Raw genomic sequence first — 15,663 nt, 5'->3', positions numbered from 1 at the left:
AGAAATGTTTAGAACGAAGGGCAATGAGCCGGATAACAATCACGGTCATATTCAACGTGATCCCGGATCGAAACGGTCGTTAAGCAAGGATATGATACTTCAGGCTTCACTGGATGCGTTCAAGAAGCTTAATCCAGTGGTCATGATCAAAAATCCGGTTATGTTTATTGTCGAGGTGGGTACATTCATTACGCTCTTGTTATGCATTAATCCCGATCTGTTCACCGCATCCGAGGCTGGGCGCGGGTACAATATCGCCGTATTTTTCATTTTGCTGTTCACGCTGCTGTTCGCTAACTTCGCGGAGGCACTTGCAGAAGGAAGAGGTAAGGCGCAGGCGGATACGTTACGCAAGACGAAGTCGGACACCATGGCCAATCTGGTACAGAAGGATGGAACCATCCGACACGTGTCTTCGACCCAATTGAAAAAAGGCGATATGGTCCGTGTGGAATCTGGTGAACTAATCCCGACGGACGGTGAGATTATAGAAGGCTTGGCCTCCATTGATGAATCGGCCATTACGGGAGAATCTGCCCCGGTTATCAAGGAAGCGGGAGGCGATTTTTCATCGGTTACCGGAGGTACCCGCGTCGTGTCTGATTACATCGTCATGCGTGTACAGACCGATCCGGGCGAGTCATTCCTTGATCGGATGATCTCTCTGGTTGAGGGCGCACAGCGCCAGAAAACACCCAATGAAATCGCGCTGACAACCCTGCTCGCCGTATTAACGCTGATCTTCCTGATCGTCATACTCACGATGGTTCCGATGGCGAATTACCTGGGTATTCGACTGGATCTAGCGACCCTGATCGCACTGCTCGTCTGCCTGATCCCAACCACCATTGGTGGATTACTGTCTGCCATTGGTATTGCCGGGATGGACCGTGTTACGCAGTTCAATGTGCTCGCCATGTCAGGTAAAGCGGTGGAAGCAGCCGGGGATATCGACACGTTGATTCTGGACAAAACAGGAACGATCACATACGGAAACCGCATGGCATCTGAGTTTATTCCCGTTCAGGGTATTACTTCGTCAGAGATGACGCAAGCTGCTTTACAGGCTTCTGTGCGAGATGAGACCCCGGAAGGACGTTCTGTTGTAGAACTGGCAGGCAGACAAGGCCAGAGCTGGCCGGAGACGGAATATGCACATGCGGAAAATGTGGAATTCACGGCAGAGACCCGGATGTCCGGTCTCAATCTGAGTAGCGGAATGAAGATCCGCAAAGGTGCGGTGGATGCGATCAAAAGATATATCACTTCCGAAGGAGGCCGTATACCGGAAGATCTGGATGAGATCGCAAATCGAATTGCAAAGGCCGGAGGTACGCCGCTTGCTGTAGCCATCGATGAACGCATTTACGGTGTGATCTATCTGAAAGACACTGTGAAGCCAGGGCTGAAAGAGAAGTTTGCTGAGATGCGCGCTATGGGCATCAAGACCATTATGTGTACAGGCGACAATCCGTTAACCGCAGCGACTATCGCGCTGGAAGCGGGCGTGGATGATTTTATTGCCGAAGCGAAGCCCGAGGATAAGATTGCGGCGATCAAAAAAGAGCAGCAGGAGGGCAAACTCGTCGCCATGACGGGCGACGGTACCAACGATGCTCCTGCTCTGGCCCAGGCTGATGTGGGCCTGGCAATGAATTCGGGCACCATGGCGGCCAAGGAAGCGGCCAATATGATTGACTTGGATTCCGATCCGACCAAGCTATTGTCGGTCGTCTCCATTGGCAAGCAGCTGCTGATTACACGCGGTGCGCTTACAACCTTTTCGATATCCAATGATATCGCGAAATATTTTGCCATCATCCCAGCCATGTTTATTCTCGCCATGCCGCAGCTTCAGGCGCTAAATATTATGAATCTGGCTTCACCGCAGTCTGCGATCCTGTCGGCGCTCATCTTCAACGCCATTATTATTCCGCTACTCATTCCTATCGCAATGAAAGGGGTCAAGTATCGGGCGATGTCAGCCGAACGACTGCTTGGTCGCAATGTGTTCATCTATGGCGTAGGTGGTGTGATTGTACCTTTTATCGGCATTAAGCTCATTGATATGGTTCTGTCAGGGATTCTATGAGAAAACGATGTGATCTCGAAATCTTGAACTAAAGCGTGATAGACTGCAACGTTTATCAAAATTGTCCTTTTATCCTAATGAACTCAGGAAGTGATCTGTATGAACATGTTCTTACCCGCTGTACGGCTGTCCGTCGTGCTTATGCTGATCTGCGGTCTAATCTACCCGCTTGTAACGACTGGCGTAGCCCAACTTCTCTTCCCTGCGCAGGCGAATGGCAGTCTGATTAACCAAAATGAGAAAATTATTGGCTCGTCACTGCTGGCGCAGGAAATCCAATCGCCGGGGCTGTTCCAGCCCCGGGCATCAAATGCCGGTTATGACCCAACGGCTTCAGCCGGTTCGAATCGTGCCGTAGCTTCGGATGAGTATATCAGTGAGATGAAGGAAAAGATTGCTCAGCTTAGGCAGGAAAACCCGGGATTGCAGCAGATCCCTGCTGATCTCGTGACGGGTTCAGGATCTGGACTTGACCCGGATCTCTCTCCCGAAGCCGCTGAGGCGCAGATCCCGCGCATCAGCGAAGCTACGGGACTTAGTGAACAGCAGCTTGTGCAACTTGTAAATGAGCATACGGAAGGTCGTCAAATGGGTATATTCGGGGAACCGCGTGTGAATGTAACGGCTCTGAATGTGGCGCTGACAACGGAACTGAATTAACGAATTAACATATTAGCCTGCTCACGACATATCGCGAGGGGCTTTCTCCATTTTTTCATTATATTTTTTATTTTTTAGAGGAAAGGGGGGAGAGGGACGGATGGAAGACAGTTTCAAACGCAAGTCTCCAGAAGAGATGCTGAAGATGATTACGAAGCTACAGCAGGGTACGCTCAAAATCTACATCGGCCCCGTCAGCGGATCGGGCAAAACGTATCACATGTTACGAGAAGGGAATACGTTGCGCGAGCAGGGCATTGATGTAGTCATCTGCGCCGTCTCCACAATGCGCAGACCGGAAACGGTGGAACAGCTTGGCGCACTCGAACGGATTCCAAGCATTCACTGGTTACGCCAGAGTGATGATGTAGAGATGAAGGATCTGAACTTGGATGCACTGCTGGAGCGTAATCCGGAGGTTGTGCTGGTGGATGGTTTGGCACATCGCAACAGAGATGGCGCTCGATATGCTACCAGGCTGGAGGACATTCAGTTCTTGCTCCGAAACAACATCAGTGTCATGACAACGGTGAATGTGTATGAGCTGGAAGGTTATACCGAGCTGGCACGACAACTTACAGGGATCGTAGCAGAACATACGGTACCCGCGGATACACTGGAACTTGCGGATGAAGTCAAGCTGATTGACGTCACGCCGGAAACGATACTGAGCCGTCTTGCAGAAGGTCATCTGAAGGGGCATGAGGGAGTAGCTGTATTTCGTCAAGGCAATCTGGGTATTCTGCGCGAACTGGCCCTGAGATTGGTTGCAGAAGGGGTCAATGAATCTCTGCGCGAGCATCGAGAGGAGATGGGAATTACCGTCACAACAGGCATCCTGGAACGGATTCTGGTGTCCACGCAATATCATTGGAACGGCTCGATCTATATCCGGCGCGGACAACAGATTGCCAAACGGCTGAATGGTGATCTGTCCGCGGTGGTTTTTCGGAATATGAAGCAGCCATTAACCAAGGAGGCAACCGTATTTCGGCGCAATATGATCAAACTGTTGGAGAAGTTTGGCGGCCATATGGAGGAACTGTCAATATTACACCGTCGTAACATCCCGTCTATGCTGGCGCGTTACGCCATGGAGCACCAGATTACCCGGATTGTGATGGGACACTCCCGGCGTACGCGCTGGCAGGAACTGTGGCAAGGGTCCGTTGTTAACTCACTGCTACGCAGATTACGTGGTGTGGATCTGTTTCTGGTTGCTGATCGAGCGGCCCGGGAGGGTGAACGTGTGGTCCCGGCCAAAGTAAACGAAGTGGAGTCACTGACATATCGCAGACTAAGTGAGCAGGAAATGAAGGAACAGATTGGCCAGATTCAGCGCGGCACATTCAAAATATATATTGGAGCCGCACCAGGTGTAGGCAAAACCTACATGATGCTGCGGGAAGGCAATGATTTGCTCCGTAAGGGCATCGATGTGCAAATCGGTTTGCTGGAGACACATGGACGGGCAGAAACCGTGGAGCAGATGGGTCATTTATCTGTAATCCCCCGCGTGCAGCGATTCTATCAGGAGACTCGACTGGAAGAGATGGACACGGAGGGGATTCTGCGTCTTTGCCCGGAAGTGGTGCTTGTGGATGAACTGGCGCATACGAATGTGCCCGGAAGTGTCCGGCAAAAGCGTTATGAAGATGTCCTTATCCTGCTGAATGCAGGCATCTCGGTCATTACCACAATGAATGTACAGCATCTCGAAAGTCTGAATGATGCCGTTGAACATATTACCGGTGTTCGTGTCCGCGAGACCGTACCCGATCGGATCATTCAGATGGCGGATGAGGTGCAGCTGATTGATGTGGCGCCCCAGGCCTTGCGGCAGCGCATGAGGGAGGGTAAAATCTATGCAACTGCCAAGGTCGAGCAAGCTCTTGCAAATTTCTTCAAAATCGGTAATCTGATTGCCTTGCGTGAACTTGCCCTGCGCGAACTGGCGGACGACGTGGATGAACGGCTTGAAGCACAGCAGGCCAAAATCACACTTCGAGGACCTTGGCGCAGACAGGAAGCGGTCTTTGTATGTGTAAGCAGTGATCGTCATGCCGAGCGGCTTATCCGGCGTGGATTCCGCATGGCTTTTCGTCTAAAAGCCATCTGGCATGTACATCATATCCACATCGGCGAGTCCATGAGTGACGAAGTGAAGTGCCATCTGGAAGCGTTGGAACAGCTGACGATTCGGCTTGGTGGTCAATTTCATATTCATCACAGTCCAAGGCTGCGCGATGTACCTGAGATTTTGGCAAGAAAGGCATCGGAGGCGAGAGCAACCCAATTGGTGGTCGGGCAGGCAAGGCGGGTGTGGTGGCTGAATGGCTACCGCGGCTCAGGTTCGGTGGTCAACCGACTTGTACGCTTGTCGCGGCATCTGGATGTATTGATCGTTGCAGATTACGATGAGGAACGGAGCGGGATGTGAATAAGATGTTGTCTGAACGAATAAAAAGAGAAACACGGGCATCCCATGGAAAACGGGTTCCGGCATATGTATGGGTGACCCTCGGGGTGACACTGCTAACTTTGCTGCTTCATGTTATCGGCATGAGTGGTGATCTGGTTAATGTAGCGCTTGTATACCTGTTTCCCGTTCTGGTGAGTGCTGTGTATTGGGGAATGGGGCCGGCTGTATATGCCGCGAGTTTTAGTGTTATTATGTTTGACTTCTTTTTTGTACCGCCATATCTGAGCTTTACGGTTGAGGATTTGAGATATCTCATCTCCTTTGTCGTGTATCTTGCTGTGGCGATCCTGACAGCAAGTCTTGCAGGTCGGTTGCGACAACAACTGGAGATGGTAAAAGCACGCGAAGCCACAACTAACTCCCTGTACGCATTGAGTCGTCAGATGACAGCCATTACGGATCTGAATACGTTGCTGGTTAACATTGCAACCCAGGTTTCGCTCACCCTGGGTAAGCCCGCGGCTATGTATCTTCCGGATGGTCAGGGGGATCTACTGGTTACTAGCTCATCTTCACCCGCATCTGAAGCAGAAAAGGGTGGCTGGGGAGATGGAGAGTCGGAGATTGCCATTGCCAAATGGGTATATCATCACGGACAGATCGCTGGTAAAGGATCATCTACTCTGCGGGAATCTCCCGGACTTTACGTGCCGCTACGCACAGAGGAGCAGATTCATGGCGTGCTCGCTGTGAGCATGGACGCTGATGAGGTTCATGAGCAGCAAGAACAGCTTCGTCTGTTGGAGGCATGCGGAGGACTGGCCGCAGGTGCCATTGCCCGAGTGAAACTGGCTGAAGAGGCCCGATTGGCGCAGATCACTGCCGAATCGGAGCGCATACGCACAGCGCTGCTGGACTCTGTCTCCCATGAATTGCGTACGCCCCTAACCGCCATTATCGGCTCGGCTACGGGATTGTTGGAGAATGATATTCTTTTTACACCCGAGGATCGGAGAGAATTAACAGTCAACATTCGGGATGGAGCCTTGCGCATGAATCGTCTCGTCACGAATCTGCTGGGTATGGTTCGGCTGGAGAGCGGCATGTTGCAACTGAATCGGAAATGGTGTGACGTGGGGGACATGATCAGCGTTGTACTGACACAGGTTCGGGAATTCAGTCCGCATCGTAACATTCAAGTTGAACTGCCTGATGATCCGGCCTTCATTAACGGAGATGAAGTATTGCTGGAGCAGGTACTGGTCAATATCGTCAGCAACGCCATCAAATATTCGCCTGATGAGAGCCAGATTGTCATCACTGTGACGAGTAATAAGAGTCCAAGTCAATTAACGATCTGGGTAGCGGATCAAGGTGTCGGTATACCGGAAGCGGAAAGAATACGTATATTTGATAAGTTCTATCGCTCAGAGTCTACTCAGCATGTCACAGGAACAGGGCTTGGTCTGGCGATCTGCAAAGGCATTGTGGAAGTCCACGGAGGTACCATTGTGGCAGAGCCGAATCTGGGCGGAGGAACGAGAATGCGCATAGAACTCCCCATGGAGGCTCACGAATCGCGGTTTCCCTATTCAGAACAAGGAGAGGTTGAAGAATAACATGAACGCACCACTAGGGGCTCGTATACTGGTGATCGATGATGAACCGCAGATTCGCAAATTGCTCAAGGTCACTCTTCAGGCACATCAATTCGAACTCCACGAGTGTGGGGAGGGCGAAGAGGGTGTTATTCAAGCCAGTATTGTACATCCGGATCTGATCATCCTTGATCTTGGTTTGCCAGGCATGTCTGGCATGGAGGTACTTCACCGGATTCGAGAATGGTCACAAGTGCCGATTATTGTGCTGACAGCGAAGGATCAGGAGGGAGACAAAATTGCCGCGTTGGATGGTGGTGCAGATGATTATGTGACCAAACCATTCGGTATGGGTGAGTTGGTCGCCCGTATTCGGGTTGCGTTACGTCATGTAGCCAAAACGACGGATGAGCCGATACTGCGCTTCGGATCACTCACGATTGATCTGGCCCAAAGGCAAGTCGAACTGGAGGGTACTTTGGTCAAATTAACCCCGACGGAATATGAGATGCTGAAGGTGCTTGCCTCCAATGCAGGGAAAATCATCACCCAGCGCCAGCTATTGCAGCAAGTATGGGGAGGGCATCATCATGAGTCTGATAGCCATTATCTTCGGGTATATGTGGGACATCTGCGTAAAAAATTAAATGAAGATCCAACGAATCCGCGATATATTCAGACGGAGCCTGGCATTGGTTATCGCTTTTTGCTCCCTGCCGAATAAGGTTTAAGGGAGCAAGACATTTCTTAACTATGATGTGATTCACCATTCAGCGGGTGAGCACTATGGAACGAACAAAGCACCGTCCCCTTTAACAGCAAAGGAAACGGTGCTTTTGTATTATGACGTGTATTTTGGCAACCAGTCGCCGTGAGCCTCAATCAACTCATCACACATCGCTACGATGTCATCGATAGACAGCTCGGCAGCCGTGTGTGGATCAAGCATTGCCGCGTGATAGATATGTTCTTTTTTGCCCGTGATTGCCGCTTCAATTGTCAGCAGTTGCGTGTTGATGTTTGTCCGGTTCAATGCCGCGAGTTGTGGAGGCAGATCCCCAATGTACGTAGGGCTGATCCCTGATCCATCGACCATACAAGGTACCTCGACACATGCCTCACGCGGCAGGTTCGTAATCAGTCCGTTGTTCATGACGTTGCCGCCAATCTTGTAAGGGGTATTCGTCTCCATCGCTTCAATAATATGCGATGCGTATTCACGGCTGCGGGTATGTTCAATATTTTCGCTGGCAAACAACTTGGTACGCATTTCTTTCCAGCCTTCAATCTGGTTCACACAGCGGCGTGGATACTCATCCAGTGGAATATTGAAGCGTTCAATCAGCTCCGGGTAATTCCGTTTGATGAAGTAAGGATGGTACTCGGCATTGTGCTCGGAGGATTCCGTTACATAATAGCCAAAACGCTGCATCAGCTCAAAACGAACCATGTCGTCATGCTGTTCCTTCTGTTTTTCCTTCGCCAGACGTTTAATCTCGGGGTACAGATCCTGCCCGTCTTTTGTAACTTCGAGCAGCCACGCCATGTGGTTGATCCCTGCAATCTTAGCCACGACACCTGTCTGATCGATCCCCAGTGCATCAAACAGATGTGGTACACATACCTGTACACTATGACACAATCCTACGGTTTTGATCCCACCATGTACGTTCATGACGTTGGTAAGCACAGCCATCGGGTTGGTGTAGTTCAGGAACCACGCATCCGGACATACTTCCTGCATATCTCGGGCGAAATCCAGCATAACAGGAATCGTACGCAGATTACGGAAAATTCCGCCGATGCCGAGTGTATCTGCAATGGTTTGACGCAATCCATATTTCTTCGGAATCTCGAAGTCTGTAATGGTACATGGATCATATCCACCGACTTGGATAGCGTTAATGACATATTTGGCCCCGCGCAGTGCTTCTTTTCGGTCATGATATACGTTCACGACGCAACGACTTCCGAGTGAACGTGCCAGACTGGTCAGCAAACGCTCGGAATCGTTCAAACGTTCAGCATCGATATCAAACAATGCCAGCTCAAAATCCTGCAGTGCTTCGGTCATCATGACATCACCCAATACGTTTTTGACAAAGACGGTGCTTCCCGCACCGAGAAACGTAATTTTGTTCATCTTAAGTTCAGCCTCCCTGAAAAATGTTGTACCCCAACTATAGGCCGATTCGGCACATATAACTATGGCTCAACCCCTCTCAAACATGGCATAATCCCATTTTTGTTTCCGTTTTCAACTAATAATGTTGTGCTTTAGCTGTTATAATTTAATTAGACATACAGATGGTGAACCTCGGAAGGAAACAAGGAGGGAGGGCATAAAATGAGAAAAATAGAGATGAATGTGGTTCCCGCAGGCTGGACACAGATGGAGCTGATGTTGTTGTTTTTTGGGTGGGAGGCATGTGACCCTGCGCATTATTGGGGACCGGGTGTACGTGATTCTTACATTGTGCACTACATCCATGAAGGACGGGGCACTGTGTACATGGGGGATCAGGAATACAAGCTTAGCGAGGGACAGGGTTTTATCATTTTCCCGGACACGCTTATTCATTATGAGGCAGATCCGCAGGAGCCCTGGACGTATTCGTGGTTTGGTTTTAAAGGCGTACAAGCCAAAGCATTCATGCAACGTGCCCAATTGAGCCCGGAGCGACCGGTGTATGATGCCCAGGATACAAATACGATGGGACAATTGTATACGGAGTTGGTCCAGGCTTCTACGCGTCCGGGAGGCGATGTGATGAATCAGAGTCTCTTGTACCGCTTGATGGCAGAACTAATCTCTTCTTCACCTGTGGAGGAAGAAATAGGGCAGCTCCTTTCGAACAAAGAAACGTACATCCGGCAGGCGGTGCAGTTTATGGAGAACAGGTACAGTCAGCGAACTTCCATTCTGGATATTGCCCAAGCTGTGGGGCTGGATCGCACGTATCTATCAGGATTGTTCAAAGAGCGATATGGCATGTCGCTACAGTCCTTTTTTCTGGAGTACCGTATGAATAGGGCAGCCGAACTTCTTCAGAATCCAGGGCTGTCGGTCAGTGAAGTGGCCCATTCTGTTGGTTATACGGACCCATTATTATTTTCCAAGATGTTTAAGCGTGTGACGGGCGTATCTCCGAAGGGGTCGAGAATTCGCGATTAGACGTACTTAGTGTTTCAAATTTGAAAGAAAATTTTTGATCATTAAACGTTGTCCCGCTATTCTGATACAGAAGTGTAATTGAATATGTGGAACTTGGTGCTTTGCCCGTCAGGGTGGAAAATTAATAGGGAAGTCCGGTGTAATACCGGCGCGGTCCCGCCACTGTAACAGAGGAGTCAGGTAGTGATAATCCACTGAAGCCGGGAAGGAGATGCAAGTGACGATGAGTCTGGAGCTAGGAGACCTGCCAGGTTTAACTAACACAGTAGTACCCTAAGGGAGATAGGAAGGTGTTTAGAGAGCATGATTTTTTCTACCCGTCTCCTGGAGAAAGTCTGTCAGGATAATACAATGTGCGGGTCTTCGTTATAGTCTAAGTAAGGTTATAAAAAGAGAATGATGCAAGAAGGGTTACCCCAGAAGTCCATAGATGACTTTCAGGATAACCCTTTTGTTGTTTAACAGGTATGTTGTGTGTAAGTTGGAACGTGATACAGCAATAGCTTCTGAATGCTTCATCTTATGTCGTTCAGTGCACCTATATCAATTCAGTACACCATAGTTTTGTGAAGGCTGCATAGTATTTTATCTGCCCTCATGTCTATTTCATCATATATTTATTGATTGCTTCATTGGGTGTTATCGCTATACAGACAGTTAGTCTTATTTTGGAGAGATACTCCGCATATAGACTCTTCTGTCCACATGTAGTTGGTTACATCTGCTTAGCCAGTCGTGCTGACATGAGAGATTCAAACTAGTGTGGTACTTGCGATTGGAAGTCGTTCCGGCTAGACTGATCAGCATGATAAAAGACAATGTCGCCATCCTTCAGCGGCCAGGTTCTGCCGTGACTGTCTGTTGGCGTTTTGTTGAAACCCTCCATCTGCCATTGATTCATCAGTGGTGCATGAATGTATTGCAGATGGGGCGCCTCTGTATTTCCATTCCGCAGGCTCTCCATGTTGAAGTTAACTACGATATAACCATTCTTTAGAAAAATCTTCGATTTCTCATCCAGCTGATTTTGTTGGGCAAGGGGTTCGAGATCCGTCCCTTTTGGTACGGCATATACATCGGCTGGCAAGCTGTACTCCCCGTACCAACGCTGGATTGCTGCATTGGCCCGGTCCACGTTGACCCCGGAAGGAATCTCCGTTTTGGGCCCGATGAGTGTCCGAATCGGAGCGGACAGGATCATCCAGTCATAACGACCTATCCATGTTTTTTGATGAGATGTCTGATCGACTAGTCGAACCATATGTTCTGCCAACGTACGCTGGCTGCGTTCTTCCGCTGTCAGTTCATAAGTATACTGATAACGCGCGGTATCGCCTAACTCTGTGCCGGGTACATTCCGAAGCCGCGAGTTCAGGACAACAAATCGTTTCTCCAGATCCTGTGCCGATCCGATGCGGATTAGGCGTTCCTGGCCTCGATGGTAGTACAGATCTACTTCTTTCCGGGAAGACCCGTCTTTACTCACAAAAGCAAAATTGGGTGTAATTCGAATACCATCCTGATTGCCAAACATATTGCCCTTGGTCTTCAGATCAAACTTGAAATGGTACCCTGTCTTCACAAGTGCGTTAGCAAATCCCTGTACCGGGTGGCTTCCCGGTCGAATGGGCAATACAAATGGAGCCAGGTTACCCCGAGGATCACCATCGATGCTATTGATTCCAGCCCAGTAGCTAAGGCCCGTTGGTTCGGGACTGCCCAGCCGCTTGCGAAATACATTTTCCCAGTTGTAATCAGAGATATCAGTGACGTGAAAATCATATAACCTTCCGATGACATCTACCGGTACGGTGTCTGCTGCAACATGATGTGCCAAATTGGTATTAGCATCCTTTTGCTCGGTAAAGTTTGCAGGTGCATTCTCTGCAATATTGCGGAATGTAATATGGTATTTTCCCTCGTCTACCCATACAGGAAGGTAGAATGTGGTATCCAGTTGATTGACCGGAATATCGACCCATGTCTTGGCAGGGATAAACTGACTCCGGTCTGCGTTGTAGACATCAAACGGGAATTGCACCTGTTTGATTCGAAAATATTTGGCATAGTCCCGATTCCCATATCCAGGATAACTTGCTGCGTCCAAGTGCTGTCCCGATGTGGGAATTCTCACAATGAACGGACGTTCCAGAATGAGTGCAGCGCTTGTTGGGTCCGGCACGGTTTTCTGATTATGCGGCTGATCATCCGATACCCAGGCGTAGTTGACGACAGGGGTATGTACGGTGACGGTGTTGATGCCGTTAATCGGTAATATTTTATTGGCGCCGCCATCCACGTTGCCTGGTAGCAAATCATAATAGATCTCACCAGAGCTTGTCGTGTTTGCTTTATTCAGCAGGGAATTGCTGATTATATTACCCGGTTTGTACAGCACATCGCGACTGATCGTCGTTGGATTAGGGATGTTGGATGGTGTTGGGCCATCTTTGGTTGCTTCTACATCATTCATAATGGTTGTGTTGTTGAATTTCACTAGATCATTATTCACTCTACTTTGAGGTGTGTTGGATTCAGCCATCCCTTTTAACCGTGATGTATCATCAGGCACACTGGGAGGTTGGTTCAAACCACCTGTTAATTTGGGTGGAGTATATGAGATTGAAGTGGTTTGCCCTGGTCGTACATGGCTTTCTACGGATTCATCATGTTTAGACTCCAGTGTTGGTGGTGTGTATCCTGATGGATTCATCGTAACGGTCTCACCGGGCAAAGCGTAATTGTTCATGGTTGCTTTAGCGATCTTATATACTTCCAGGTTATTAATTTTCCAGTAGGAGTAGTCTCTTGTGATTTGGAAGTTGTATGGCTTGGGTACCGTGTCGTTCGCAGGTACAGGTGTCCCTGATGTACAGCCATCATCATCACATTCCTCTGGTCCAGGTACTGTCCACTCTCTGTCGTACGAGATTGTGACATTACAGTTGTATGTAACTTTACCGCTCATTTTCGCCCAGGCTTGTTTAAACAGGTAATTGTCAGCAAAGGTATTTGTGTAGAGTGACTCGGAAGTAGGGATCCCTTTTAACACATTGAATGTCTCATTATCTCTGTTATCTGACTTAATAACACCGTTGGCATTTGGATCGAGATCACTCATGTTCATGATGGTTCCAGCAGAAGGTGGTCCAACCGTTGGCGTGCAACCTCCACCGCCTCCGTTACCGTCCTCACCACCAGGACCCGGATTTTCTTCAACGCCAATGTTTGTTGTGGTAGTTAGCTCAAAATCATCCTTTTCCCACAGTACTTTGATGGTTGTGGTTCCTCTGCTGACGGCTTGGACCACTCCAGAGTTACTCACGGTTGCGACACCAGGATTGGATGATTCCCATGTTGTTGTACCACCGCTACCGGTGTTTACATTGGTTTCTGCACCAAAGTTTCCATCACCATTTTTCGTTTTGACCGTTGCGTTTAATTGTTTGGACTGGTTCAAGCTAAGTTGCCCGCCAGCGGTTAGGTTAATCTCTTTGGTTATTTCGGCAACGGCCCGCCAATATATATCGGTATTAAATACATAGTCGGCGGAATATTTAGGTGGATTATAGGGTCTGTGACCTAATAGTTCAATAGCACCTCCGATTTGAGTTGTGAATTTTACCGTATCACCGTCAAATGATTCCACACTAACCAAGATTGGTTTGCCTGGTAAGTAATATTGTGTGTTATCCATATACATGGGCTTTAACGAGATTGAAGTTAATTCACTTCTAGTATATCTCTGACCTGAACGATCAAAGTACTCAGAGGGTTTGTAGCTTGGTGCATCTAGTGTAAGATTTACGCAAACTAATGATGAGTTTGGTTTGTTGGTATCGGGATTATTGCTTAATGTTTGGCCGTTGCATTCTCCATCTACACTCCATCTTAAATTATCTAGCTGGTAAACATAAACACCGATATTAGACATTCCACTACCCTCAACGGGTATTACTTTTTTCTGAGACTTTGAAGGGGATGAAGGCACTAAATGAGAGGCTTCTAAAACTGGCTTAGTTCCAGGCCCCCCTCCAGCAAAAACTACTGAAGGGGATGGGAACAATATGCATAATGTTATATATGCTATTAATAACCTCTTTAACAATTTATAGAAGTGCACATTGGAACACCCTTTTCATAGTTTAATTTGGTACTACAGTAAAGATTGTTCCATCTTTGAGCGTCAGACGTACTCCAGGATTTAGTGACTTGTCAAAATGTAAGAGACCGTGTGCCCAGTAAACAGGTTTTTTTTCAATAAAAACGCCTTTGGGTCCGAGTAAATCATTTATATGTTTAAGTCCATACTCGTTAAAGGCTTTAGTGCTTGGAGAAGTTAAAGCATTAATAGTTGGGGAATTGATAAGACTACCAGCTTGCAGTTGGTTCATAGAGTTTTTAATACTAATATCAAACTCTGTAAAAGAATAATAAGCGCCTCTCAGTAATCTATCTTTTTCATCAACGAAAACGGGATAATAGATACTTCTCTCAGTTTCTTTCACATATGGATTGACGATGATCCAGTTTTTTACCTTCAGATCTGCATAATTCGTTACTGTAACTAATTCTTGATTACGGACTTTCGCAAAATCGCCAGTTACTTTGCTGTAATCATAAGACTCAGAAAATTTTTCTGGTCCTGCTTTCTGATACGTTGGCGCAATAATACTCAAATTCGTTCCCGTCAAACCCACCGCTCGCAGCTCATTCAGCCCCTGAAAATCAGCAGGTTTTGTCTTGGCAACTGCTGCATAACGGGCGATCAATACAGCTACTTCAGCTCGTGTTGTTGTACGATCGACGCCAAATGTTTTATCGTTTGCTACACTCATCAGTCCCGTTCCCAGGGCAACAGCGACTGCATTTTTTTGAGCGCTTGCGAGTTTGCCTGTGAAATATTCCTTTGCAGGCACAACGGTGTTGGTCACATCAGAGAGTGCTTGTTTATACTCAGGATCAACCACGGTTAGCCCTTGCGTCAGCCAAGTAGCCATTTCTCCTCGTTGAAGAGCGCCTTGTGCATCCAATTTCCCCTTATAATTAGAAGGGCTGATAAAACCTTTTGCTATAGCAATAGAGACACCGCTTTTTGCCCACTCGGGTATGTCTGTGAAATTGTTTTGTTCTTGTGTTGATGCATTAGGCTGGTCGGATAAACGTCCCAGAATACTTGCCATTTCAGCTTTGGTGACCGGTGAGCTTGGTTTAAATGTCCCGTCGGCATACCCCTTGAAATAACCTTGTTCCACGGCCAAATTAATTTCTGAAGATGCCCAGTGTGTAGAAGGAACGTCCTTGAATTTAGTTGTAACTTGTGCGGCTTCTACAGAACTCCCAACACCTCCAAAACCTGCGATACCCCCTGTTAATAAAGCCAATGCCGCTACGCCGGAAATCATCATTTTTCTCATGAATTTTGCTCCTCTCAATTGTGAATTTCTCTCCTTGATATGTACTTTTCAGGCTACTAGATACTAAATTTGTAATAATAATCAATATTCTACCATGTATAACTAGGCTGTTGGTATGATTTATCAACAAAACTCCTCCTCTTCGCTCAACCCTTACTACTTCTCCAGACCTATATTCCATCAAAAAAACACAAAAAAAGGCCACGAATCCGCAGATTCATAGCCTTATGCTTTAAGGTCTCCAACATATGTAGTTCCATCAATAGTCAATTCAATAATCAATAAATCAAGAATACTCG

The 15,663-nt window shown here is 47.9% G+C and carries 9 protein-coding genes and 1 riboswitch; of the genes, 6 read left to right on the top strand and 3 right to left on the bottom strand.

What is annotated here, in order from left to right:
* Window positions 1-91 precede the first annotated feature (91 nt).
* The 5 genes from kdpB (at window position 92) to IFU39_RS28440 (ending at window position 7,496) form a co-directional block, all read left to right on the top strand.
* Window positions 92-2,092 (top strand): potassium-transporting ATPase subunit KdpB, encoded by a 2,001-nt coding sequence (gene kdpB, locus IFU39_RS28460; RefSeq protein ID WP_213016944.1) that lies wholly within the window; start codon window positions 92-94, stop codon window positions 2,090-2,092.
* Between the two features lie 99 nt (window positions 2,093-2,191).
* Entirely contained in the window at window positions 2,192-2,752 is a 561-nt protein-coding gene (gene kdpC, locus IFU39_RS28455; RefSeq protein ID WP_192136166.1) for a potassium-transporting ATPase subunit KdpC, read from the top strand.
* A gap of 100 nt (window positions 2,753-2,852) precedes the next feature.
* Complete coding sequence (locus tag IFU39_RS28450) at window positions 2,853-5,192, top strand: histidine kinase (RefSeq protein ID WP_091012126.1); 2,340 nt, start codon at window positions 2,853-2,855, stop codon at window positions 5,190-5,192.
* Window positions 5,193-5,197: 5 nt separating this feature from the next.
* Window positions 5,198-6,793, top strand: a complete 1,596-nt coding sequence (locus tag IFU39_RS28445; RefSeq protein WP_192136164.1) for an ATP-binding protein — start codon at window positions 5,198-5,200, stop codon at window positions 6,791-6,793.
* 1 nt (window position 6,794) lies between these two features.
* Window positions 6,795-7,496, top strand: a complete 702-nt coding sequence (locus IFU39_RS28440; RefSeq protein WP_192136162.1) for a response regulator — start codon at window positions 6,795-6,797, stop codon at window positions 7,494-7,496.
* A 117-nt stretch (window positions 7,497-7,613) separates the two neighbouring features.
* Here the strand turns inward: IFU39_RS28440 and melA are convergent, their stop codons facing one another.
* Entirely contained in the window at window positions 7,614-8,915 is a 1,302-nt protein-coding gene (gene melA / locus IFU39_RS28435) for an alpha-glucosidase/alpha-galactosidase (protein ID WP_192136160.1), read from the bottom strand.
* Window positions 8,916-9,119: 204 nt separating this feature from the next.
* Between melA and IFU39_RS28430 the strand changes: the two genes are divergently transcribed.
* Window positions 9,120-9,947, top strand: a complete 828-nt coding sequence (locus IFU39_RS28430) for an AraC family transcriptional regulator (protein WP_192136158.1) — start codon at window positions 9,120-9,122, stop codon at window positions 9,945-9,947.
* 77 nt (window positions 9,948-10,024) lie between these two features.
* Window positions 10,025-10,213: riboswitch (cobalamin riboswitch) on the top strand.
* 491 nt (window positions 10,214-10,704) lie between these two features.
* On the opposite strand, the gene IFU39_RS28425 is transcribed toward IFU39_RS28430, so the two are convergent.
* Window positions 10,705-13,644, bottom strand: coding sequence for a DUF5704 domain-containing protein (locus tag IFU39_RS28425; RefSeq protein WP_244661150.1), 2,940 nt, complete (start codon window positions 13,642-13,644; stop codon window positions 10,705-10,707).
* 448 nt (window positions 13,645-14,092) lie between these two features.
* Window positions 14,093-15,364 (bottom strand): S-layer homology domain-containing protein, encoded by a 1,272-nt coding sequence (locus tag IFU39_RS28420; RefSeq protein ID WP_192136156.1) that lies wholly within the window; start codon window positions 15,362-15,364, stop codon window positions 14,093-14,095.
* Between the last annotated feature and the right edge of the window lie 299 nt (window positions 15,365-15,663).

Source organism: Paenibacillus sp. CFBP 13594 (genome assembly GCF_014842675.1).
GTDB classification, from domain to species: Bacteria; Bacillota; Bacilli; order Paenibacillales; family Paenibacillaceae; genus Paenibacillus; species Paenibacillus amylolyticus_B.
This window is presented reverse-complemented; position numbering and strand designations above follow the sequence as displayed.